This is a genomic window from Oceanobacillus sp. FSL W7-1293, assembly GCF_037969815.1.
GTDB classification, from domain to species: Bacteria; Bacillota; Bacilli; order Bacillales; family Amphibacillaceae; genus Oceanobacillus; species Oceanobacillus oncorhynchi.
The window spans coordinates 531280-552940 of sequence record NZ_CP150212.1 but is presented as its reverse complement, the minus strand read 5'-3'; the positions used below and the strand labels follow the sequence as shown (position 1 = coordinate 552940).

Annotated in this window: 22 protein-coding genes; 5 read left to right on the top strand and 17 right to left on the bottom strand. The window is 38.3% G+C overall.

Going from position 1 to position 21661, the window contains the following annotated elements; all coding sequences use genetic code 11:
- Positions 1–91 precede the first annotated feature (91 nt).
- The gene (locus MKY65_RS02850; RefSeq protein WP_339182195.1) at positions 92–709 is read right to left on the bottom strand and encodes an NUDIX hydrolase; all 618 of its coding nucleotides are present in this window, start codon (positions 707–709) and stop codon (positions 92–94) included.
- A 96-nt stretch (positions 710–805) separates the two neighbouring features.
- Positions 806–1105 (bottom strand): Dabb family protein, encoded by a 300-nt coding sequence (locus tag MKY65_RS02845; RefSeq protein ID WP_193062717.1) that lies wholly within the window; start codon positions 1103–1105, stop codon positions 806–808.
- A 189-nt stretch (positions 1106–1294) separates the two neighbouring features.
- Here MKY65_RS02845 and MKY65_RS02840 point away from each other — a divergent pair, with 189 nt between their 5' ends.
- The gene (locus MKY65_RS02840) at positions 1295–2419 is read left to right on the top strand and encodes a hypothetical protein (protein ID WP_339182192.1); all 1125 of its coding nucleotides are present in this window, start codon (positions 1295–1297) and stop codon (positions 2417–2419) included.
- A 109-nt stretch (positions 2420–2528) separates the two neighbouring features.
- Here the strand turns inward: MKY65_RS02840 and MKY65_RS02835 are convergent, their stop codons facing one another.
- The 8 genes from MKY65_RS02835 to MKY65_RS02800 form a co-directional block, all read right to left on the bottom strand.
- A complete protein-coding gene (locus MKY65_RS02835; protein WP_339182189.1) occupies positions 2529–3401 on the bottom strand; it encodes an AraC family transcriptional regulator in 873 nt (290 codons plus the stop codon).
- A 91-nt stretch (positions 3402–3492) separates the two neighbouring features.
- Positions 3493–4473, bottom strand: a complete 981-nt coding sequence (locus MKY65_RS02830; RefSeq protein WP_339182187.1) for a zinc-dependent alcohol dehydrogenase family protein — start codon at positions 4471–4473, stop codon at positions 3493–3495.
- A gap of 95 nt (positions 4474–4568) precedes the next feature.
- Positions 4569–5297: an ABC transporter permease gene (locus MKY65_RS02825; RefSeq protein ID WP_339182184.1), complete on the bottom strand. Its 729-nt coding sequence runs from the start codon at positions 5295–5297 to the stop codon at positions 4569–4571.
- Positions 5298–6008, bottom strand: coding sequence for an ABC transporter permease (locus tag MKY65_RS02820; protein ID WP_339182183.1), 711 nt, complete (start codon positions 6006–6008; stop codon positions 5298–5300). It abuts the gene before it with no gap.
- Positions 6005–6916 (bottom strand): ABC transporter ATP-binding protein, encoded by a 912-nt coding sequence (locus tag MKY65_RS02815; RefSeq protein WP_339182180.1) that lies wholly within the window; start codon positions 6914–6916, stop codon positions 6005–6007. Before MKY65_RS02815 ends, MKY65_RS02820 begins: the two co-directional genes overlap by 4 nt.
- A gap of 137 nt (positions 6917–7053) precedes the next feature.
- Complete coding sequence (locus tag MKY65_RS02810; protein ID WP_339185089.1) at positions 7054–7548, bottom strand: NUDIX domain-containing protein; 495 nt, start codon at positions 7546–7548, stop codon at positions 7054–7056.
- Positions 7549–7591: 43 nt separating this feature from the next.
- Positions 7592–8959 (bottom strand): HAMP domain-containing sensor histidine kinase, encoded by a 1368-nt coding sequence (locus tag MKY65_RS02805; RefSeq protein ID WP_339182177.1) that lies wholly within the window; start codon positions 8957–8959, stop codon positions 7592–7594.
- Entirely contained in the window at positions 8956–9624 is a 669-nt protein-coding gene (locus MKY65_RS02800) for a response regulator transcription factor (RefSeq protein ID WP_339182174.1), read from the bottom strand. Before MKY65_RS02800 ends, MKY65_RS02805 begins: the two co-directional genes overlap by 4 nt.
- 478 nt (positions 9625–10102) lie before the next feature.
- On the opposite strand from MKY65_RS02800, the gene MKY65_RS02795 reads away from it, so the two are divergent.
- The 3 genes from MKY65_RS02795 (at position 10103) to MKY65_RS02785 (ending at position 12565) form a co-directional block, all read left to right on the top strand.
- A complete protein-coding gene (locus tag MKY65_RS02795; protein WP_339182171.1) occupies positions 10103–10711 on the top strand; it encodes a TetR/AcrR family transcriptional regulator in 609 nt (202 codons plus the stop codon).
- A gap of 128 nt (positions 10712–10839) precedes the next feature.
- On the top strand, positions 10840–11766 hold the full coding sequence (locus tag MKY65_RS02790; protein ID WP_339182168.1) for an ATP-binding cassette domain-containing protein: 927 nt from the start codon (positions 10840–10842) through the stop codon (positions 11764–11766).
- A 22-nt stretch (positions 11767–11788) separates the two neighbouring features.
- Positions 11789–12565 (top strand): ABC transporter permease, encoded by a 777-nt coding sequence (locus tag MKY65_RS02785; RefSeq protein ID WP_339182166.1) that lies wholly within the window; start codon positions 11789–11791, stop codon positions 12563–12565.
- A 148-nt stretch (positions 12566–12713) separates the two neighbouring features.
- On the opposite strand, the gene MKY65_RS02780 is transcribed toward MKY65_RS02785, so the two are convergent.
- The 7 genes from MKY65_RS02780 to MKY65_RS02750 form a co-directional block, all read right to left on the bottom strand.
- Positions 12714–13874 (bottom strand): FAD/NAD(P)-binding protein, encoded by a 1161-nt coding sequence (locus tag MKY65_RS02780; protein ID WP_339182163.1) that lies wholly within the window; start codon positions 13872–13874, stop codon positions 12714–12716.
- Between the two features lie 130 nt (positions 13875–14004).
- Positions 14005–14364 carry a hypothetical protein gene (locus tag MKY65_RS02775; protein ID WP_339182160.1) on the bottom strand — a complete coding sequence of 120 codons (360 nt, stop codon included), beginning with the start codon at positions 14362–14364 and terminating at the stop codon, positions 14005–14007.
- 253 nt (positions 14365–14617) lie between these two features.
- Positions 14618–14743, bottom strand: coding sequence for a hypothetical protein (locus MKY65_RS02770; RefSeq protein WP_276325298.1), 126 nt, complete (start codon positions 14741–14743; stop codon positions 14618–14620).
- Positions 14743–15972: a tetratricopeptide repeat protein gene (locus MKY65_RS02765; RefSeq protein ID WP_339182157.1), complete on the bottom strand. Its 1230-nt coding sequence runs from the start codon at positions 15970–15972 to the stop codon at positions 14743–14745. The genes MKY65_RS02770 and MKY65_RS02765 overlap by 1 nt, the downstream gene beginning before the upstream one ends.
- A gap of 205 nt (positions 15973–16177) precedes the next feature.
- Positions 16178–17629 (bottom strand): carbon starvation CstA family protein, encoded by a 1452-nt coding sequence (locus MKY65_RS02760; RefSeq protein WP_339182154.1) that lies wholly within the window; start codon positions 17627–17629, stop codon positions 16178–16180.
- A gap of 147 nt (positions 17630–17776) precedes the next feature.
- Positions 17777–18508, bottom strand: a complete 732-nt coding sequence (locus tag MKY65_RS02755) for a LytTR family DNA-binding domain-containing protein (RefSeq protein ID WP_339182151.1) — start codon at positions 18506–18508, stop codon at positions 17777–17779.
- Positions 18496–20244, bottom strand: coding sequence for a sensor histidine kinase (locus MKY65_RS02750; protein ID WP_339182148.1), 1749 nt, complete (start codon positions 20242–20244; stop codon positions 18496–18498). Before MKY65_RS02750 ends, MKY65_RS02755 begins: the two co-directional genes overlap by 13 nt.
- Positions 20245–20494: 250 nt before the next feature.
- Here MKY65_RS02750 and corA point away from each other — a divergent pair, with 250 nt between their 5' ends.
- The gene (gene corA / locus MKY65_RS02745) at positions 20495–21445 is read left to right on the top strand and encodes a magnesium/cobalt transporter CorA (RefSeq protein ID WP_339182145.1); all 951 of its coding nucleotides are present in this window, start codon (positions 20495–20497) and stop codon (positions 21443–21445) included.
- Positions 21446–21661: the final 216 nt, after the last annotated feature.

Here is a 21661-nt window from a genome sequence, read left to right as displayed (position 1 = left end):
ATTCTAAAGGACATGGACATGTTTTACAAGAAATTTAGAACAGCAGAAATATTCTCTTCTTCCCAAGAAGCAATGCTTCATCCGTATGGTATTAATCAAATAATGCCGGTTTCTCCGGGTCTCTTAAAAATTCAAATAAACGTTTGATTTGTGTTTCTGTATTCCGGTTTAATGAAAGATTAGGCAGGTTATCCTCTGCAAAAAAATCAATCCCCTTAGTCTCCATGCCTAAGCTGGCTTTCCCGCTGATAATCTCGCATTGAATAAATAATTTATAATACTGGTAAGGCTGTGGCGGATGCGCATGCTTATTCGTATCAAAAACAGCCAGCAGCTTCTTGGCTTCAACATGAAAACCCGCTTCTTCCTGAACCTCTTTAGTAACATTTTCTCTTGGAGATTCACCGACATCACAAAAACCGCCCGGCAATGCCCAAGCATCTTCAATCTTTTCACGTACCATTAAAATACGATTATCCTTGAAAATCACGCCCCGCACATCTACTTTTGGAGTCTGATATCCTGTTTCATTAGCAAATAAATCACGGATAGATTCAAAATCGTGGTCCGTATATTCGTTCATCATCTCGATGCTTAAGGTACGCAGCTGTTCATACCGCTCTTTATCATACATATCATTTGTGAAAGTTAATCCTGCCTGTGCTAACGACTGGATTTGCTTTGCCCACTCTAGCCATTTATCACTCATCCAACTGCATCCTTTCATTGATTCATTTTATGTATACTTGCTGCGACATAGGAAAAAACAGCATAGAAAACCTTTCTACACTGCTTCTATCTATGCTTATAGTTGATAATCTACACAAACTCGATCCTGCACACATTCCTTTACAAATTCGGATACACGGACATGCTCCGGGTGTATTTGATATTGCTGTAACGCTTCTTCCGTTTCAAATTCACTATCCAGAATAATATCACGGTCACTTGTCGCCAGCGGATCAATAATGACTTTGATAGAAACAACACCATCTATCTTCTCTTTTAAACTCTCTAACTCGTTCTTAATTTTCTCCGCATTGGTCTTCTTCTCTGCTTCACTAAAATTTTCACGGTGATTCCATTGTACAATATGTTTAATCATGCCTAACAGCTCCTGTTCATTTTATATACTAAAATTTTATCATATACTGCCCTTTTGGGACATCCATAACATAATTATATTATTCACATATTTTAGAATTATTTGATGCCATTGTCTTTAAATGATAAGGTAAGAACAAAGGATTATTTGCTCAAATTTCTAAAAATTATTAAGAAAGGAAGTACGGCAATGTACAAAACAGCAAGAACAGCAGGTTTTTTACGAACGCTCCTTTTATTCATTGCTTTCGCAGTCTTGATGATTGGATGCAGCTCTAATTCCGATGAAAACAACGAAGACTCGAGCGCCGCAGCAGATCAAAATGAAGAGACGGAAGATACAGCGGCTAACGGTACGGGGGAAGAAGCTACAAATGATGAATCAGAAGGTTCTGAGCTCTATCATGAAATGGGAGAAACATTTGAAATCGAGGGATACAGTTCTGGTGTCCCTGCAGAAATTACCGTTAATGAGATATGGATAGAGGACGGAGATGATCATCAAGCATTTATTGAAGAAAGTATCGCTTCCCCATCAGAGGATGACGCCGTTGCGTTTGTTGATTATACCGTAGAAAATATCGGGGATCGTTCCATTAATATGGGGGACGTTATACCGGAGTATGCAGCTCTTAATGGAAGTTTCGACCTTGATTTAAGTTACCCTGAAAACAATACATTCACTGACCAGCTGGCGTCTTTCCAGGAAAGTTTAGACGAAGGCGAATCCATGGATTTGGTCGGAGCCGTTGCGGCAGATGAAAAATCACTCTACGCCGGTGCACTGATGTGGAATTTCATGCAGGATATACCTGAAATTGTTTTCCACACTCCTCAGGATGAGCGCAGAGATCAAATCGGCACTTATGATATTGGAGAAGACATGTATTTAAACGATTATGGAGAAGATACATTTTTTAAGGTGAATATCAGCAATGTGGAAATCAATGAAGGGAATGAAAATCTTGATTTAAGAGATGAAACGGAATCTGTCCTTGCTGTTGATATGACATTTGAAAATCAACTTGATGAAGATGTAACTTTATATCATAAATTTCCGCAGCCGCATGTAGAAGGCCTGGTAGATGGTCAAGGAGCAAACAGTTCTGTGCATCTTGTAATCGATGGACAACCTGTTGAAGATTTATATGAGGGACCTGAGGGGAAAATTGGTCCAGGTGAAACGCTGGAAGGAACCGTCTATTATGAAATAGTCAGTGATGATGTGGAGGATGTTCAGCTGCTTTTTCCAAATTCATCCCTGCTTACATTTCCGGATTACGGGATGTGGGTTGATTATAATTTGGAGGGTTAACATATCATGATGGAAGCATCCTTTATGTATCCCCAAAACAAATAGCATCATTATGAAAAACGAGGCGCTCTAAAGCAGCACCTCGTTTTTTCTCATGTCAATGTTCTTTCTAACCTTTTTTCCGCACAGCCATCCAAATCTCACTATACACATTATCAAGATTGCTATAATCTTCTACAAACGAAATCTCTGGTGCTTTGACTAGTTCATAATCTGAGGAAGGAAACCATTCAGCAGCAATTTTTGCCCATGTTTCCTGCATCGTTTGAGGGAACGGTCCTTGTGAAGAGAAAATAGCCCAAGTATGGGCAGGTACCTCCAGCACATCCAGCCCGCCAAACGGTCCTTCTTCATCTGTCAATACACCAATCATATGCTCTAAATATCCTTCTTCTTTCATTCTGCCTTCATCAAAATGATACGAAGCATTAATTACTTGTCTAGGCTCTAAATTAGCATGCTCATGCATTTTGCCTTTTTGAGATTCCGTAATACTTTGCGCCAGCTTTTCAATTTCTGGGTTAACTCCTTCAAACTGCATTGGCACTCTCTTACTGACACCAATTATTTTAAATGCTTCTTTTTCCACAATTCGATAATTCATATCTGCTCCTCCTTGAATCGTTAGTTGGAAGGTTAGTTTCGGAAAAGCTTTAAGCTGCTGCTTTTGCTGATGCTTCACTTCAGAAGGTTTACATCCTGCCCATTCCCGGAATGCGCGGGAAAAACCATCGACAGAATGATAACCATACTTAAAGGCAGTATCTGTCACATTAACATCCTCTCGCAGCAGATCAAACATTGCATTGGAAAGCCTCCGATTACGAATATAGGCAGTCAGCGTCATCCCGGCTAAGAAAGAAAACATACGCCGGAAATGATAAATCGACGTACCAGTAATTTTTTCAATTTCTTTCTCATCGATTTCTGTATCCAGATGCTCCTCAATATACTGTAATGCTTCGTTCATGCTGCTTTGCATTTCCTTTCCCTCCTTCCATTGATTCAAGTATAGAGACTTCTCCGGTGAATCACTCGACAAAAAAGAAACGGGTTTTATCGGAAAAACATCTTCAGCTGCTGGATAAGATTACTTTACCCTTTCTGCCATCGGTAAGTGTATCCAATGCCTGCTTTATATCTGCCAAATCATAATTTGCTTTCTCAATACCCAGCAGCAGCTCTTTCTTCTCCACAAGCCTGAAGATTTGCTGGAAGGTCCCCTGCCATTTTTCCTGACTTACCTTTTTATTCCAATGTCTTAAATGAAAAATATTCATTTTCACTTTATCTGCAAAGGCTCCCCAATCCATCTGCTGTCCAGACAACAAGCCGATACTTAAAAAATGTCCCTGATTGCGCAAACATCCAGCTAAATCGGAACCAGCACTGCCTCCTAATGAATCAATTGCCGCATCGGCTCCTTTTCCATTTGTTTTGTCCATCACCGTTTCAAAAAGCGATTGGCTTGAGGTATCTACCACTTCAGAAACGTCAAGCTCTAAAAGTTTCTGTGTATGTTTATCATTTCTCACAACTGCAATCAAATGTAAATTTAAAACTCTTGCAAGCTGCGCATATAAAAGTCCTATCGCTGACCCACAGGCATTAACTAAAAGCACACTACCTGACTGTAATTTCAATATCTCTGTCAGCGTAACCCACGCCGTCAAAGGATTAATATATAGTTGCGCAGCCTGTATATTATTAATGGATTCCGGCACAGGTACAGCAAATGCAGCTGGCGCCCGGACAAAATCCTGCCATGTCCCCTCGCCCCGTAATGGTAAAACACGCTTGCCTATTAGCTCTTTGCTGACATTAGCACCAACATCCGCTACAACTCCGACGCCTTCGTAGCCCGGAATATAGGGCAGAGGAATTCTGTGTGAATAGCTTCCTCTTACCGGGATTAAGTCTGATGGGTTAATTGGCCTGGCTAACATGCGTACAAGTACTTCTCCTGCTTCAGGGGGAGTGATTTCTTTGTCTGTTATTTTTAATACTTCATTAGGATTACCAAATGAATCACAATAAATATATCTGTTTCGCACTTTAAGATATCCTCTCTTTTAAAACGTTGCCTTCTCCCTATTATAATGGAAAAAGGAACAGCAGACGACTGCCATTCCTTTTGTGTTTCTTCTTATTAAATCGCTTTTCTTTGGAAATAAAGATAACCTCCAATAAAAAACAATAGAAAACTGCCGCCAATCACCATTAATATTTGATCCCATGGAACAAAAAAAACATCTCCTGTACTTCCGCCAATATTCATCATTAGAAATGGCTGTCCCCACGGATAATATGGGCCAAAACGCTCCGAATTAATAACTAAAACCGTCGGTAATGTAAAAATAACATTTATCGCGAATGGGGCGGCAAAACTTTTAAATGCGATCGAAACCCATAACTGTAAAGCAATTAATGGAAAAGTGGCCAGCCAGCCTCCTACAATCGTTTTCCAGACAATATCCATCGGAAAAGGATCAGTGATTCCCTCTATTATTCCAACCAGATAAATAGAGATCAGATACAATAATTGCATCGCAAACACCAAAAGCAGCAGCAATAGATATTTAGATAGAAAGACTTTTCCCCTTGTCACTGGCAGCGCCAGCAGCTGCTTCCAACCTCCTTCCTGATGCTCGTACCGGCAAATCACACTAGCTAAGACCCCTGAAATTAACGGCAGGAATAAAACAGCGTAGGTAAAATTCATCATTATCAATTTTTCATACCATGGATTGGGTGCCCCTATATCGCCTAACGGACTGGACAATCCAATAAATAATCCAATCAGCGGTGCCACTAATAGAAGTAGTAGTACTTTTGACTTTCGCAGTTTATACCATTCAGAACTTATTACGGAAAACATTTATTTAACGTCCCTTCTCTTAAAATCAATCATCCCCAGCAAGTACAGCACCAACCCAACGCCGATTCCTAACAAGGCATTGATATATGAATGTCCCCAATCATTCGATAGTGCCGGCCATTTCCAAATCACCCAATCAGGTAAAAGTGGAGCTGAGTATGCAAAAATAACACCAATCACTCCTAGAGTTACCGGGATAGCCTGATTTTTACTTATTGTAGCTACCCATAGCTGCAGTCCCAATACCGGCAGCGCAGCAAAGAAGGGTAAAAAACTGTACTCCATTAATCGTAAATACGGAATATCTGCTCCTAATCCCAATGTCAGACCGTAACCAAATACAAACAGGAATAAAAGGACGGAGGATACAAATAAGATACAGCTGATTACCGTAAACTTAGATAGATATACTGACCGTTTGGATACAGGCAAAGCAACTAACTGCTTCCATGCATTGGTTTCATCTTCAATACTTGCCATAAAAGATGTTAAAATCACAATCCCCAAAACAATCGCAAGCGGGGTAAATGTATTGATATTCAAAAGATAGTAAAGCCAGCGATCATCCATCTGGTCAAACAAATAATCTTTTCGGACCCCATAATTGACCATCTGCAACGCCACCACTCCTACAGGTCCAATCAGGCACAACAGCCATAATCCTTTACGCTTTATCTTTAAAAAATCCGCTTGTATCAGTGGAAAAATCATTCTGCATGTTCCTCCTTTGTCATCTCCAAGAAGATATTCTCCAAAGACCGTGTTTCTTCTTGCACCCGATAGATAGAGAAGCCTTGCTGGACGAGGTAGTCAATGGAAGCAGCTACCTGTTCATCGTCCTCCACTTGCAGATTGATATGTTCTTCTCCTAAATCGGCTTTTTGTCCATTGGCAAGCATTGAACGCCAAGCTGCTTCATTATCATTTACCTTTATTTGAATCGAAGCTTGTGCAATTTTACGCATGGTTTCGATAGAATCCTGAAAAATCATTTTCCCTTTCGATACAACACCTACTCTTGTAGCCATCTGGTCGATCTCGGATAATAAATGGCTGGATATTAATACCGTCATCCCATATTCTTTCGGCAAACTTTGAATCAATTCACGCATTTCAATAATACCGGACGGATCCAGTCCATTTGTAGGCTCATCCAAAATGAGCAGCTCCGGCTGATGAAGCATGGCAGCAGCAATCCCGAGACGCTGCTTCATTCCAAGTGAAAAACCTTTTACTTTTTTATTCCCAACTCCATGCAGGCGGACCAGCTTCAATACTTCATCTATTCTTTCCTTTGGTGCATGAAGAATTTTTCTGCTTGCTTCTAAATTTTCTTTAGCAGTTAAATGCGGATAATAAGAAGGGTTTTCTACCAATGACCCAACATTTTTCAAAATGTCTATCCGGTTGTTTTTCATATCTTCGCCAAATAATTGAACAGAGCCGGAAGTTGGCCGCATCAACCCTAACAGCATACGGATTGTTGTCGTTTTACCAGCCCCGTTAGGACCAAGGAAGCCATAGATTTCTCCCTTTGGTATCTTCATTTCTAAATTTGACACTGCTTTTTCTTTTCCAAATGATTTCGTTAAGTTCTTTGTTTCTACGATATATTCCATTATTATCACCTCTATTTTCAAGGATAGAGGTACGAGGTTAAAATGAAGTATATGCTTTGTTTAAAATTTGGTTAAAAAAGCTGGAATTATTAAGTTATCTTGCTTGGTGAAATGCCAAAAAAAAGAGACAGTTTATATCACCCGTCTCTTTTCATTGCAACATCTAAAATACTTTGATGTAATGTAGTCCAATTTTTAATATATTTTTTTATATCTTTCGGATTTATCCATATTCTATCTCTCGATTCATGAGCGGCTTTAAATTCATAAATTTGCTGAACATCCATACGATAAAACACCTGATAACCAACTTTCGGATAAGGCCCTTCCGAATTCCATTCGATATTTTCGGTATGGTCTACTGCGATATATCCTAAAAGCGAACAATTTCCTGCAATATAACCTTCTTCATATGCCTCACGTTTAAAACAATCTTCATATGCTTCGCCTCCTTCAATATGTGCCCCTGGTATATCCCAGCCCCTATTATTTAAATGAACTAAAAGCAATTTATTATCCTTGAAGCAGAAGCCGTGCGCACTCGTTATAACCTCTCTTTCAGGTAGTTCGTTATATTGCATCCAAGTTAATTTTACTTTTCCGTTTCCCCAATATACGTAAATACTTTTCATCACCGCTTCTCCTTCATGAGAATTTCTACAATCAGAATAAGTTTTAATCATCAGCTCTTTTTACTCTACTAATTTTTATCGTTGTACCTTCTTCCATAGAATCCATCTCCCAATCCAGGTCCATACCTTTTACCATCATATCAACAATAGAAAGACCGATCCCAGCACCGTTTTGATTTGTACTCGTCTGCATTCCTTTTCCTTTATCTATAATAACAATGGCATCGTGGTGCTCCGTTGACTCAGTCCGCACCGCTATATATTTGCCATCTGCCGCATGACGCAGAACATTTTGCAACAGATTATCTAAAATCCGGCTGAACCACAATGAATCTACTCTCCACAAATTTTGTTCAAAAGGTTCTATGTCAATATCAACTTCAAACCCTTCCTTCTCAAAAACCGGATACCAAGTCGCTAAATATTGACGGAGAAAACGCATCATATCTATTTCTTTTAATTCCTTCTTATATTTACTCGCCATAAGCAACGTATAAGACATTAGATTTTCGATTAATTTATCAACGTCTTCAATCGATGTTGACGTCAGTTTAAGAGAACGCTTCGCCTCTTTTGGCAAATTCATTTTCTGCAATGTATAGGCTTGTGCATTTATTTTAGTTAAAGGTGTACGTAAATCATGTGATAAATTAGCAATCAGTTCTTTACGCAGCTGTTCCTCTTCTTGTTCACGTTCTCTGCTTGCCCTTAATTCCTGTACCATTTGATTAAAAGATTTCTCTAAATCCCCAATCTCATCTTGTTTTTTTTCTTCAATAAGAATCGGTAACCCATCTGTATCTCGAATTTCCATAGCTTCTTGCAGGTGGACAAGACGTTTACGAATTCCTCTGAAAAACCATAGGGATATAAAAATAAACAAAAACACAACACCTATCGTCAACATAACAATAGCCCAGCTATACTGATCAAAAAGGCGTTGTCCTTGGGGCTTCATCACTTCCCGCTCCAGTTGGAAGACAATAAAACCATCTTCCTCATTTTCTCCCGCAAAAGCTACGACAGTAAATGGATCATTATTGTAATTTCTTTTTAAGAAATCAGCAGTATAAGCTGCGTCCCATTCCACAGGTAAGTTTTCTTGAAGGTTGCTTTGTACAGTCAAAATACCATTCCCATTCACCCAAAACATAGACGCATTTGGATAGACCTCTCGCCACTCTTCAAATAGTTGATTTACATCGTCTTCCGATACTACGGCAGTGGCTTCCTGATGCCATTTCTCCTCTATTTCTGTAAATGTATTCCCCCCTTCCTCTGGGGAATCCGAATCGTCTACTAAATTAAAGAAAACAAAAATGATAATAAAGTAGGCTGCTTGTATTAAAAAAATGGCAATGAGGATAATCAATATATATTTTGCTAATAAAGATTTCAAAAACCGCTTCATTTTTTCACCCGATATCCAATCCCGCGAATCGTCTCAATAATTGTTGGTTTCGCTGGATTTTCTTCAATTTTTTCACGCAAATAGCGGATATGCACCATCAACGTTTTATCTCCTTCCATAAAGCGCTCGCCCCATACGCCTTCATAAAGCTGCTCCTTCGTCAAAATTTGATTCAGATGGCGAATGAAATATTGAAACAGCTGGTATTGCTTTCCTGTTAGTAAAATCTCTTCCGCTGTATGCTTATTAGTAATAACCAATGATCTCGTATCGATTTGCAGATGTCCGATTTCAATCGTATCCTCTTCCTTTTGGAAACGGCGGAGTAATGCTTCGACTCGCGCAGCTAATTCATCCGGATGGAACGGCTTTGTAACATAATCATCTGCAAAGCTTAAGCCTTCTATCTTGTCCTCTACTGCCGATCGGGCAGATAACATCACAATTGGTGTGTCTGGATTTGCTTTTTTTATTCGTTTGCCAATGGAAAAACCATCAAGTCCCGGCAGCATAATATCTAAAATGGCAAGATCTATCTCGTTTATATATTTTTCTAATTCATTCCCAAACGTTAGCCAGGTTATTTGGTGCCCTCTTCCAGTTAAATCCTCTGTTACCCATTGTCCGATTTCTTGTTCGTCTTCGATGTATAGGATGTGTGCCATTTATTCCACCTCATAATCTAATGCGTGTCCTTATGGTTACTTCTTCTTTTCTAGTTTGTTTCTTAAATTAAACATAATCATTCTTTATAAACCATCATAGCAATTCTACGAATGAAAAGAATAGACAATTTCTATTTTTAAACAAAATTTAAACATTAACCTGACTTTTCTTTCATGATTTATTTAAATTTATGGTAAAGTATGATTATCTTAAGCATTTTAACTTAAAGGACTTTTCACCTTATTTTTATTTGATTATGTGCTAATCTTAAACGAATATAGATTATTAGGAGAAAGATTAACGCTTTTCTGGTTTAGAAGCCTTATTATATATGAGTATATGGAGTATGCTGTTCGTATTTATATAAGTGTGTATATGTAGATTCTGGAATTCGTATGTTTAAGAGTGATTAGCTTTACCAGATTTTAGCTAAATTAAAAGAATTACTTTAATAAAAGAATATGGAGGTCACTGCTGATGGCACCTTTAAACGAAAATCAATTAGAACAGATACGTCATGAAAGAAAAGAACAGATTATGAGTGCAGCACTCCAAGTTTTTGCAGACAACGGCATTAAGTTGACAAAAATAAGCACGATAGCAAAAGCTGCAAAGGTAAGCCATGGATTAATATATCATTACTTCTCTTCAAAAGAAGAAGTTCTGTATGAAAGCTTAAAATGGGCAACTGCTGTCAATACATCAACCAATTTTTTAGAAGAATTAAAAGAGGATAAACTGTCTCCATCTGAAAAAATTAAAAAATTTGTTCTATATGCATTTTCCTCCACAGACTCCACTTCTAGTTACGTGTTTCGGATTATACAGAATTCAGGTAATAAAGAAGAAACTCCGCAAGAAGTAAAAGATTATGTGGATAGTCTTGGGACCATGTATATCAATTTCCTTATACCTCTTATAAAAGAAGGTCAAGAACATGGAGAGATTATCCAAGAGGATTCCGAAGAACTTGTTGGAATTTTCCTTACGACTTTATCAGGTGTCATTGCTGATGATATTACATTTTGGCAAGAAGACATGGAGCGGAAAGTAGAAATTTTGCTCAGAATGATTACTACACGATAACCTCTCTTCTGACTTCTCAATCCTAAAATTAAAACCAAACTCCTCCAAATAAAGAATTGACAAAAGGAGGAGTTTATTATAAATTATTTATTGACTGAATTAGTCAATCAATAAAAGGAGGTTAAATTTTGGATACTGTTATTTCTGTAAAAGATTTAGAAAAATCCTATGGAAATCATTCTGTTTTAAAAGGTATCAGCTTCGAGGTAGAACGAGGAAGTATTTTTTCCTTACTAGGGGAAAACGGAGCTGGCAAAACTACTACTGTCCATATACTTTCCACACTAATTTCCGCTACTAACGGCACCGCTCTCATTGGGGGATTTGATACACGCAAAGATACCAATAGCGTAAAAAAACGAATCAGCTTAACTGGGCAATATGCTGCTGTAGATGAATTACTGACTGGAAAAGAAAATCTAATGATGATGGGACGCTTGAATCATTTAGACAGACCTACTGTAAAAAAACGAACCGATGAACTTTTACATCAATTTGATTTAGTAAATGCAGCAAATAAATCCGTAAAAACATATTCAGGGGGAATGAGACGACGCCTCGATATCGCCATCAGTCTGCTTGCTTCTCCAGAGGTTATTTTTCTCGATGAACCTACAACTGGACTAGACCCAAGAAGCCGAAACAACATGTGGGAGCTTATCCAAGAACTTTCCAATAAGGGTGTTACGATTTTTCTTACAACGCAGTATTTGGAAGAAGCTGATCAACTCGCTGATAAAATTGCTATTTTACATGAGGGAAAAATTGTAGAACAAGGTCCAGCAGAAGCATTGAAAAAATTAGTGGGTGAGGAAAAACTAGAAATTAACCTTGCTGATCGAAAAGAAAATTGGTCCGCTGCTAAGCAGCTTTTGGCTGGAAAAGCAGATGAAAAGAATCTTACTATTCTTGTTCCGTTATCATCCGTAAACAATTTGCGCGAACAATTACAACTCCTTCATGAAAATGGAATTGAACCTGCCTCGATAAGTATTCGTAAACCAACCTTAGATGATGTATTTATGCAGATAACAAAAAACAAAAAGTATGAATAACAGGAAAGGAGCTGATAATTTTATGAATGAATCAAAATGGACTTGGATTATTCTGGATAGTTGGACAATGACACAGCGTACATTAAAACATATTTTCCGAAATATAGAATCACTGATGATGAGTATTGGCCTTCCCATTGCACTTATGCTTATGTTTGTTTATATTTTTGGTGGAGCAATAGACACAGGAACATCTTATATAAATTACGTTGTTCCAGGCGTTATTGTAACATGTGTTGCCTTTGGGAGTTCGCTTGTCGCTGTAGAAGTTGCTGATGATATGACTGGAGGTTTATTTGAACGATTTCGTACGATGCCTATCCTTCCCTCCGCTTTATTAGCAGGTCATGTTATTGGAGGAATGGCTAGAAATGGACTTGCTACAGCCATTACTATTCTTGTAGCAGTTATTATTGGATTCCGACCAACTGCTGGATTATTAGAATGGCTTGGGGTTATCGGTATTTTAGCATTATTTATGTTCGCTGCTAGTTGGTTATTTGTACTGTTTGGTCTTATTGTAAAAAGTGTAGAGACTGCTAATGCCATAACATTTCCAATGCTTTTCCTGCCCTATTTAAGCAGTGCTTTTGTACCGACAGAAACCATGCCTAAATGGCTCCATACTTTTGCAGAGAATCAGCCAATGACACCGTTTATAGAATCATTACGCAGCTTACTCACTGGAACGCCCCTTCACAATAATTTATGGATCACGATTGCCTGGTTTATCGGTTTGCTTATTTTTTCTATTATTGGAGCTACAATTGTATTTAATCGCAAGAAAAAGCGTAAATAATAAGTATATTATTTTTCAAGCGAATCTTTAGATATCAATAAGCACACGATAAAGATAACGCTAATTTCATCTCACCATCCAACCAAAAAAACCGCCTCACACAATAATCCATAGTCAATGAGGCGGCCCTAACTCCCTATTCTCTTTTCTAAGCAAACTGCAAAATCCGTTCCGCAGCCTTCCTTGCTCCTGCAATATTTCTGGAAACCGGGCCTATCTCTAACTCAGCTAACACTCCTGCCACAAATAAACCATTTTTCCATTCAAGCGATTGAGGTACGATTGGAAAACCACATGGTGCACAAGGCAATTGCATCTGCTCTATCAGCGGGTCTAACCATTCTTTTCCCGGCATTGCAATGGCTGGACCGGTTGCCAGTAAAATAGCGGTTCCTTCCAGCTTTTCTTCATTTCCCATAAAAAGCTGCATTCTTTCATCTGTATCTTCTCTAATCTTTTGAATACAGCCTGTATGGATATTCAGCCTTCCTGCTCTTTCTTGTTTCAATAATTTTAAATATAAATCCCTGGTGATGGAACCTCGATTCCTTGCTTCTTGTATAACTGACCTTCTTTCCTTATAGCTGGTCAATTTATGATACTTATTCAAATACTTAGGCCCGAGCCATCCTGGATCACTATCAAAATGGTGAATACGTAACGGATGCCGCTTCACCATGGTGACAGAATGAATAGATTCTTTTTGTGTAAGTGCATAGGCAAGATGTGCTGCTGTCATCCCGCCGCCAACTACAATCACATCCCCCGTTTCCGGAAGGCTGCTATCCATTTCAAACACATGATTTATGGATTTATGATCCTTATACGAGTCAATCCATGAAGGATAATGAGGGGTATGATTAACACCCATAGCAAGCACCACCCGCTCACTAAAGAAACAACGTCCATCCACAATGCAAACCTTCCATCCCTGTTCCGTCCATGACAGTCCGTTTACCATTCCTTGCAGCCAACATTCCATGACGCCTGTTTCTTCTAACAAATCCATACTGTGCTGATTAAACATATCCAAACACGGCCGCTGATACTGCCCTTTCAAACCTGAGGCATAATTGTTTTCAGAAGAATATTTTTTTAAACTGTATGGGTCGGTGTGCAAATGATGTACTAAAGGAGAGCGCAAATATTTCATTTCAATCTTTTCTGTGATGGTGCGCCACCTTTCCAACGGCTGTTTATGAGGGTCAATAATCAGTACATCTTTTATCTTTGCTCTTCTCTCTTCAAGCAGCCGGGAAGCCACACAGCTTCCTTGGATTCCGCCACCAATCACTATCCATTTATACATACCTGTTCCTCTCCTCTCTATAAAACGTAACCATTACGGTTTTATGGTTAAAAATTTTTGTTTTTAAGTTCACCCGTATCGGATTCCCTTATCCGCTTCCGAATGGTTGTTTTTCTCTATTATCTTTTCATTACAAACCTTCTGTATAAAAATATTTTCTATTTTCATTTTTCTCAAAAGCAGTTGAAACAACATTTGTACAATCAAGCCAGCGTGTTTCTGCTTTTATCATTTTCGTTCTTTTCTCTATTTTTATTTCTATTTCTTTTAACACTTCCAGAAGTTCGTGCAAGGATAAATTGAACGCTTCAGCTACATGCTTGTGAGGAGTCTCTGTTCGGATTATATCTATAAAATGCTCGGATGACCATGCTTTTTCAGAAATCATATTTTCCATATTTATTACTTTTTCATATAATAACTGCTCTTCGTTTGAGAGAAATCGGCTGATCACCTTATTCAAAAGTTTTGCTTCTATGTAGCTTTCCATTTTAAATGCCCCCCATAAATTAATCCGCCAGAAAACGTAATCGTTACGGTTTATAACGGAAATATTATTACTTTACCATGAAATATAAATAAAAACAATCTCTTTTTCGATGGACCGCTCTCTAACTTCCAACACTTCCATATGATATGTATCTATTCCCTAAAATAGCATCCAAATTCATCTGCTCTGCAAAAAAAGCCATCTTCCACCAATCTAATGGTACAAGACAGCTTTTCGTCCTTCATATACCCTCTTAAAAATCTTTAGGATCTAGGCTATGTGTTGAATCTGGGTATTCGATTTCATCTACAGCACTTACAGTCATGGTCACACTGAAAAATGCGAATACCGCTAATGCAGCAATTATTAATTTCTTCATCAAATCCCTCCTTTCATATCTAAAACATTTTTTATCTTAAAATAAGCTTGTTTATACTGCTTATTTTGAGAATAATAATCAGATAGCAGTACATTAGAGTAAATAAGGAATTCTATATCCTTTTTCTCTTCAAAAAATGGAATAGCGACAGTTTCTAAGTATTCTTTAATATTCTCTTTATTCAACTGTAATTGAAGGAGATGAAACTTAATGATATACTCTTCCAAACTAATTTTATTTGCTGTTGCTTTTCCTCGCGTAATGTATTGCGCCGCCTTTTCTTTATTCTCCGTACCCAGATACAATTTCGCTAAGGCGTATATTGTTTTCATACTATACTGTTCTTCGACAGAAACGGAGAGACTTTTTTTATAATAATCAATTGCTTTTTCGATATCCTTCTTTTTTTCATAGGCCAGTCCCAGATTATGATACACCTTCCGAAGTAAATTTTTATCATCCGCTATGACTTTCTCTATACGATCATAATAATCAATCGCTTCGTCATAATTACCCATTTTAAAGTAATTAATACCTAACAAGAAATAACAAACTGTACACTTATCATAGTTCATTTCCTGTAAATACTCATTTAAAGCTTTTTCCAAATGCTTAATCGATTTATACATATTACCTTTTCGGTTATAAACGAGGGAAAGTTCATAATGAATATCTGCTTTATACGGATAATTCAAAGAGTTTGCCAGACCTAGATATAACTCTAAAGCTGCATCATAATTGCCTGTTTTATAATAGTATAAGCCACAAACTCTATTAAATAAAGGCATAATTTTCAAGTTACTATAATCTTTCAAAGATTCTGCCTCTTGAAATTTTTCTTCAATTTCCTCCATTGTTGAAAATCTTAGAGCAAATCGCAACTCTATTAAGCTGATCAGCAGTCTGATACCAGGATCGGATGAATTTTCGAAGTCTTCCAAAAATGATTGATAGGCTTCTTTGGCTGCAGCTTGGTCTTCTTTAATCAAATTATAGATATTCTCCGCTTCTTGAACAACCTGATCATTCACCACTTCTTCTATTTGTACTAATTCTTCAGGGGCGATTCCAAACCGTTCAGCAAGCAATTGTAGAATCTCTTCATTAGGAACGACATTACCGTTTTCAATCTTGCTGTAATAGGATACAGAACAAATACCTTCAACAATCTCATGCTGGGTAGAATTCTGCTTGTTTCGTAAAAATTTAAGTTTTTGTCCTAAATCCAAAATCCTCTCTCCTCTTCATGAAATTTTTTACCTAGTTTAAATGTAACATAATTTCAATGGGAAGTAGAAGCATTCTTTTAATTTTTAAGGGATATCCTCATAATTATGGTTAATATTCACAAATAATTAAATAAAATGAAATGAATTTGTAGAATTTATTAAAAAAGAACAAGATAACTGCCTCCAGTCATCTTGTTCTTTATAATTAAGAAGCTTGCTTCCAATCAGAGACATCCACTTCAAGCGGAATATTATTGGCACGTGCCTTTGCAGCTGCTTTAAAAAATAAAACCACTAGCAGTGCTGCTCCAATAAAGCCGCCTCCCCATGATATATTCATAGGTAAATTAAAACCGATTGGCTGTGACAAAATATAAGTAATAACCATAACCAACATAAATGTCCCTGGAACCAGAGCGACGAAATAATTTTTCCCTGCAATATAAAGATACATCGAACCAACAAATAGAGCGATTACTGCCGTTGACTGGTTTGCCCAGTTAAAATAACGCCACAATAATTCAAAATCAATTTGCGTTAAAACCATCGATACCACAAATAACGGCAAGGCAATCCACAAACGGCTGGAGAACTTTTTCTGTCCAATTTTTAAGTAGTCTGCAATAATCATTCGTGCACTGCGAAATGCTGTATCTCCAGAAGTAATTGGAAGTACGATAACACCCAGCACAGCTAGCGTTCCGCCAATTGCTCCCAGAAGCGTCGTAGAAGATTCACTTACAATGGCTCCTGGTCCACCAGCGGCTAAAATGTCATTCAATCCATTATAGCCGTTAAACATGCTCATAGCAGCTGCAGCCCATATCATTGCAATAACTCCTTCTGCAATCATCATGCCATAGAAAATTTTACGTCCTTCTTTTTCTTTTCTGGTTGTCCGCGATATAATCGGTGTTTGTGTAGCATGGAAACCAGATAAAGCACCACATGAAATAGTAAAAAACAATAATGGAAAGATAGCTGCCCCTTCAGGATGAAAATTCTGGAATGATAGCTCTGGAATTGGTGCTCCTGTTACAACCAAACCGACTCCAACACCAATTGCACTCAGTAACAGCAATGCTCCAAAATAAGGGTACAGTCTGCCTATAATTTTATCAACTGGAAGCATCGTAGCCAAGATATAGTAAACAAAAATAAATGCAATAAAGATACCTAAGGCGACACGCCCGTCTGCCAATAAATGAAGCAGACTTGCTGGTGTAGAAACAAATACCGTACCAACTAGCAATAGTAAAAGGACTGCAAAGCCGTTAACGACATGCTTCATAACCTTTCCTAAAAACTTGCTCGCAAGCTCAGGCAAATGCGCTCCCCGATTCCGGATGGAAATCATCCCTGTTAAATAATCGTGGACAGTCCCTGCAAAAATGCATCCCACTACTATCCAGATAAATGCGGCCGGTCCATATAAAGCTCCCATAATCGGACCAAAAACCGGGCCGGTGCCAGCAATATTCAAAAGCTGAATCAGCGAATTTTTAGGCGTACTCATCGGAATATAATCCATGCCATCTCCGTTCACATAGGCAGGTGTCGGCCGGCTTTCTTTGACTCCGAAAAGCTTCTCAATAAATTTCCCATACGTAAAATAACCGATAATTAATAAAACAATTCCTGCTAGAAATGTATACAAACTTTCTCCCCCTTTTCCGCCATTAATGAATACGTTTTCATTAAGTATAGAATATACAAAGCAGGAGAAGGGGAAATCAGGAACAAAAGGTTATTTTTAAGCGTTATGATGTTCTTTCAAGGAATTAAGATGCATTGAAAGAAAGCATCAGATTTCTAATTTAGCACGTAATGCTTTTACATAATTTCTGCTGACGGAAAGCGTGTCTTTACTTCCTTCTAACTGCAAATGATAAGCGCCATTAAACCATGGAGTTAATCGTTGAATATGCTCCAGGTTAACTAAGAAGCTTTTATGAATTCTGAAAAAACCATACGCTAACAAGCGATTTTCCAGTTCTTTCAGCGGCATTTTGATATCAAATTCTCCTTGCTTCGTGATTAATTTTGTCCGTTTTTCTATTCGTGACATATACAAAATATCCTTCAGCTCTATATAGTGAATATCTCCTTCCACTTCTATCGCCAGCTTTCCAGGTGCTTTCCCTGGATTCGTCTGTTCTTTCGCCCCGCGTTTTTTCTCCAGCCGCCCAATCGTTTCTTTCAACAGCTCCTCATCGTATGGCTTCAATAAATAATCTACAGCGTCATAGCGAAAAGCCTCTGCAGCAAACTGCGGATATGCTGTAGCAAAAACGACCAGCGGCGGCTTTTTCAGTTCTTGTATCGCCTTTGCTACTTCCATTCCGCTCACTTTCGGCATTTCTACATCTAAGAAAATAACATCTGGCTGATGCTGCATAGTCTTCATGATGGCTTCCTCACCTGATTCTGCTTCTTGAACAGATTGTATTTGTGTGAATTCACTTAGTAAATGCTTTAATTCTTCCCGGTTATATGGTTCATCATCAACGATAAGCACTTGCATTAACTGATCCATTGCTTTTCTTCCTCCTTATGCGACAGGACAAAATAAATATTGGTCCCTTCCTCGTTGGTTCTTACTTGAAGTAAAGCTTCCTCGCCAAAAAGAATACGCAGCCGCCGATTTACATTGTAAAGCGCTAAGCCATTTCCTGATGTCGAATCTATCGGTGCTTGACGTATTTGATTTGCTGCTTCCTTACTCATCCCCATGCCATTATCCTTAATCCCGACATAAACACTGTCTGGGTGTTTTTTCATCGTAACCTCTAAGACACAATCGCTTTCTTTATCTTTAAACCCATGCATGATTGCATTCTCAACGATTGGCTGCAGGGTTAAAGGCGGAATCACTTCCGATAACGCCTTCTCATCGATTTGATACTTCACCGTTAACTTATCTTTAAATCTTTCTTCATTCAAGGACAGGTAAGACTGGACCTGTTTTAATTCCTGTTCTAAAGTCGTTATTTTTTGTGTAGTAGCGGATAGATTCTGCCTAATAAAATGAGACAGAGAAATCAGCATTTTCCGAGCTTTCCCCGGATGAAGACGGATAAGTGATACAATTGTATTTAATGTATTAAATAAAAAATGCGGATGAATCTGAGCCTGAAGCGCTTTTATTTCTGCTTCTTTAGCCAGCTGATACACCCGTTCTGCCTGACCAATTTCCAGCTGATGGCTGATCATGGAGCTTAACCCTGTAATCAATTCCATATTGACATTGGTCAAGTCATTTTCTGACTGGAAATAAAATTTTAGTGTACCTATAATTTCGCCCTGTTCTTTAAGAGGAGCAATAATAACAGCTTCCAGCGGACAATCTGGGTTTGTACAATGAATCGATTCCGCTGTTGCCATTTTGATTTTCCCGCTTGCTATGGTTTCTGCAGTAATTTTTGTCTGAATTGGGTTTTCCTGCTGATGGTGGTCATGTCCAAGTCCGACATGTGCAAGAATAGCTGTCTTATTTGTGATGGATACAGCGCTTGTATTTAGTTCTTTATGAATAATACGGCAAACTGCCTCTGCTGCTTCTATTTGTAAACCATTACGTAAATGCGTAAGTGTCTGATCTGCAATTCTTAACGTTTTTTGGGCCTGTACAGCACCTGCTTTCTCTTCTTCCTTCAATACACTTTTAATAACCAGCAGAACAAGCACTGAGCCGATGCCGTTAGCTAAAATCATCGGCAGCCCAATTAAATTAACTAGAGTCCAAGCCTGCTCTATCGGCCGGGCTAAAGCCAGAATGACCAGCATTTGTACTGCCTCAGCTATCGCCCCGACAAAAAAAGCGGTTTGCAGTTTAATCCGTTTATTTTTCTTATAGAACAGACTTGCAAGGACCCCTGCAATCATGGTGGCAACTCCACAGGCTATTGCTGTAAATCCTCCCAGCGTAAAGCGATGAACTCCGGCAATCACCCCGGCCCCAATACCAACCTTAGGCCCTCCAAGCAAACCAGCGATAACGATGCCAATAACCCTTGCGTTTGCAATCGCTTCTTCTGACATCAAGTCCGTTGCCCAACGGTTAAATTGCAGGCTGTCCGTATTTACATTCAGCCCTGTATATGTACCAATAATCCCAAAAAAGGCGAAAAAAAGAATAGCTGTAAGATGCTGCTGGCGATTCAGCTGATCCTGATAAAACATTTTCCGGAAGAAGCGAAATCTTGTCAGCACAAAGGCTATCGTTACAATAATTCCAACTCTTTCTACTAATGTAATTAATAATTCAAACATGATAATGCTCCTTTCCGTTTAAAGCGCTCCTCGAAAACGTTCTCATTATTATAGCAGTTTCCTAGATAGTTGAAAATTGGTTATCAATCTACTATCAATAAGCCCTTTCCGCCTTCCTGTCTACTTAAATTCATCGATGGCGATATAGTTGTAAACTTGGCACACAACTTTAAAATTAATTATTTATCCACTTTCCATATAATCATCTTTTATTATATACTTTTTTAAAGTGCAGAAAAGGAGTTTCATTATGCCAATCTCAATACATTACCAAACAGCTTCAAAAGAATGGAAGCAGGCAGAAAGTGATGCAGCAATTCCCAGTGATGCTCTTTTTATTTGGTATGATTTTGTACAAGCCAGTACAGAGGAAAGTGAATTGCTTACCACCCAATTTCATTTTGATCCGCTGGCCATTGAGGATACGATAAAAACAGTGTCACGGCCCAAGCTGAAAGAATACCCACAATACCACTTTTTAGTTTGTCATCTTGTCAATGAAGATGATTATCGCGCACGGGCGGTAAACCTGTTTATGAAAGGTCATATTCTTGTAACCTATCATCAGGATGGCCTAAACAAGCTGGGCAATATTGGAGAGGAAATTCAAAAACGCTATCCGTCCCAGCCTGTTACTCCGGCAGATGTCGCTTTGATTATTTTAGATTTTATTGTAGACAGCTATTTTGAATATGTGTACCACGTAGAAGATGAAGTGTTTTCCTTTGAAGACCGGCATGTCAATGATACAGCCGGTAATAAGCTGATGGAGGACGTCTTTCAAATCCGGGCGGTGATGATTAAATTAAAGCGTGTTATTCTGCCGATGCAGGAATTGATACAGCACTTAAAAGAAGAAACAGCCTTCACCAAGACAAAGAAACAGCGGATCTACCTTCATCATATTGAAGACCATATTATCAAACAAATGAACATCATTAAATCTGCACAGGAAATGACCAGTGATATCCGCGATAATTATGATTCGTTAAGCTCATACCGTTTAAATAATGTAATGAAGATATTAACACTCGTTTCGGTTATATTTTTGCCGCTCACGTTAATTACCGGTATTTACGGCATGAATTTTTTGCATATGCCGGAGCTGCAATGGGATTATGGGTACGTTGCAGTGCTTGTTGTTATGCTGCTTATCAGCATTGGATTAATCATTTATTTCAAATTAAAAAAGTGGTTCTAAAGAACGGAAATGATATAGCAGTTAAAATAATGTTTAGCTGCTATATCATCAGTCAAATATTTTTATCCCGCTTCTGCTTTTGCTTCACCTTAGACAGATGAAAATTCCCAGGTTAATGAGGGGACACCAGAGCGGCGGAATGGAAATATTACATTATATCAAGCCACGATGAATGATAATGAACCGATAGAGCTGACTAAACAGAGAGAATAAAAT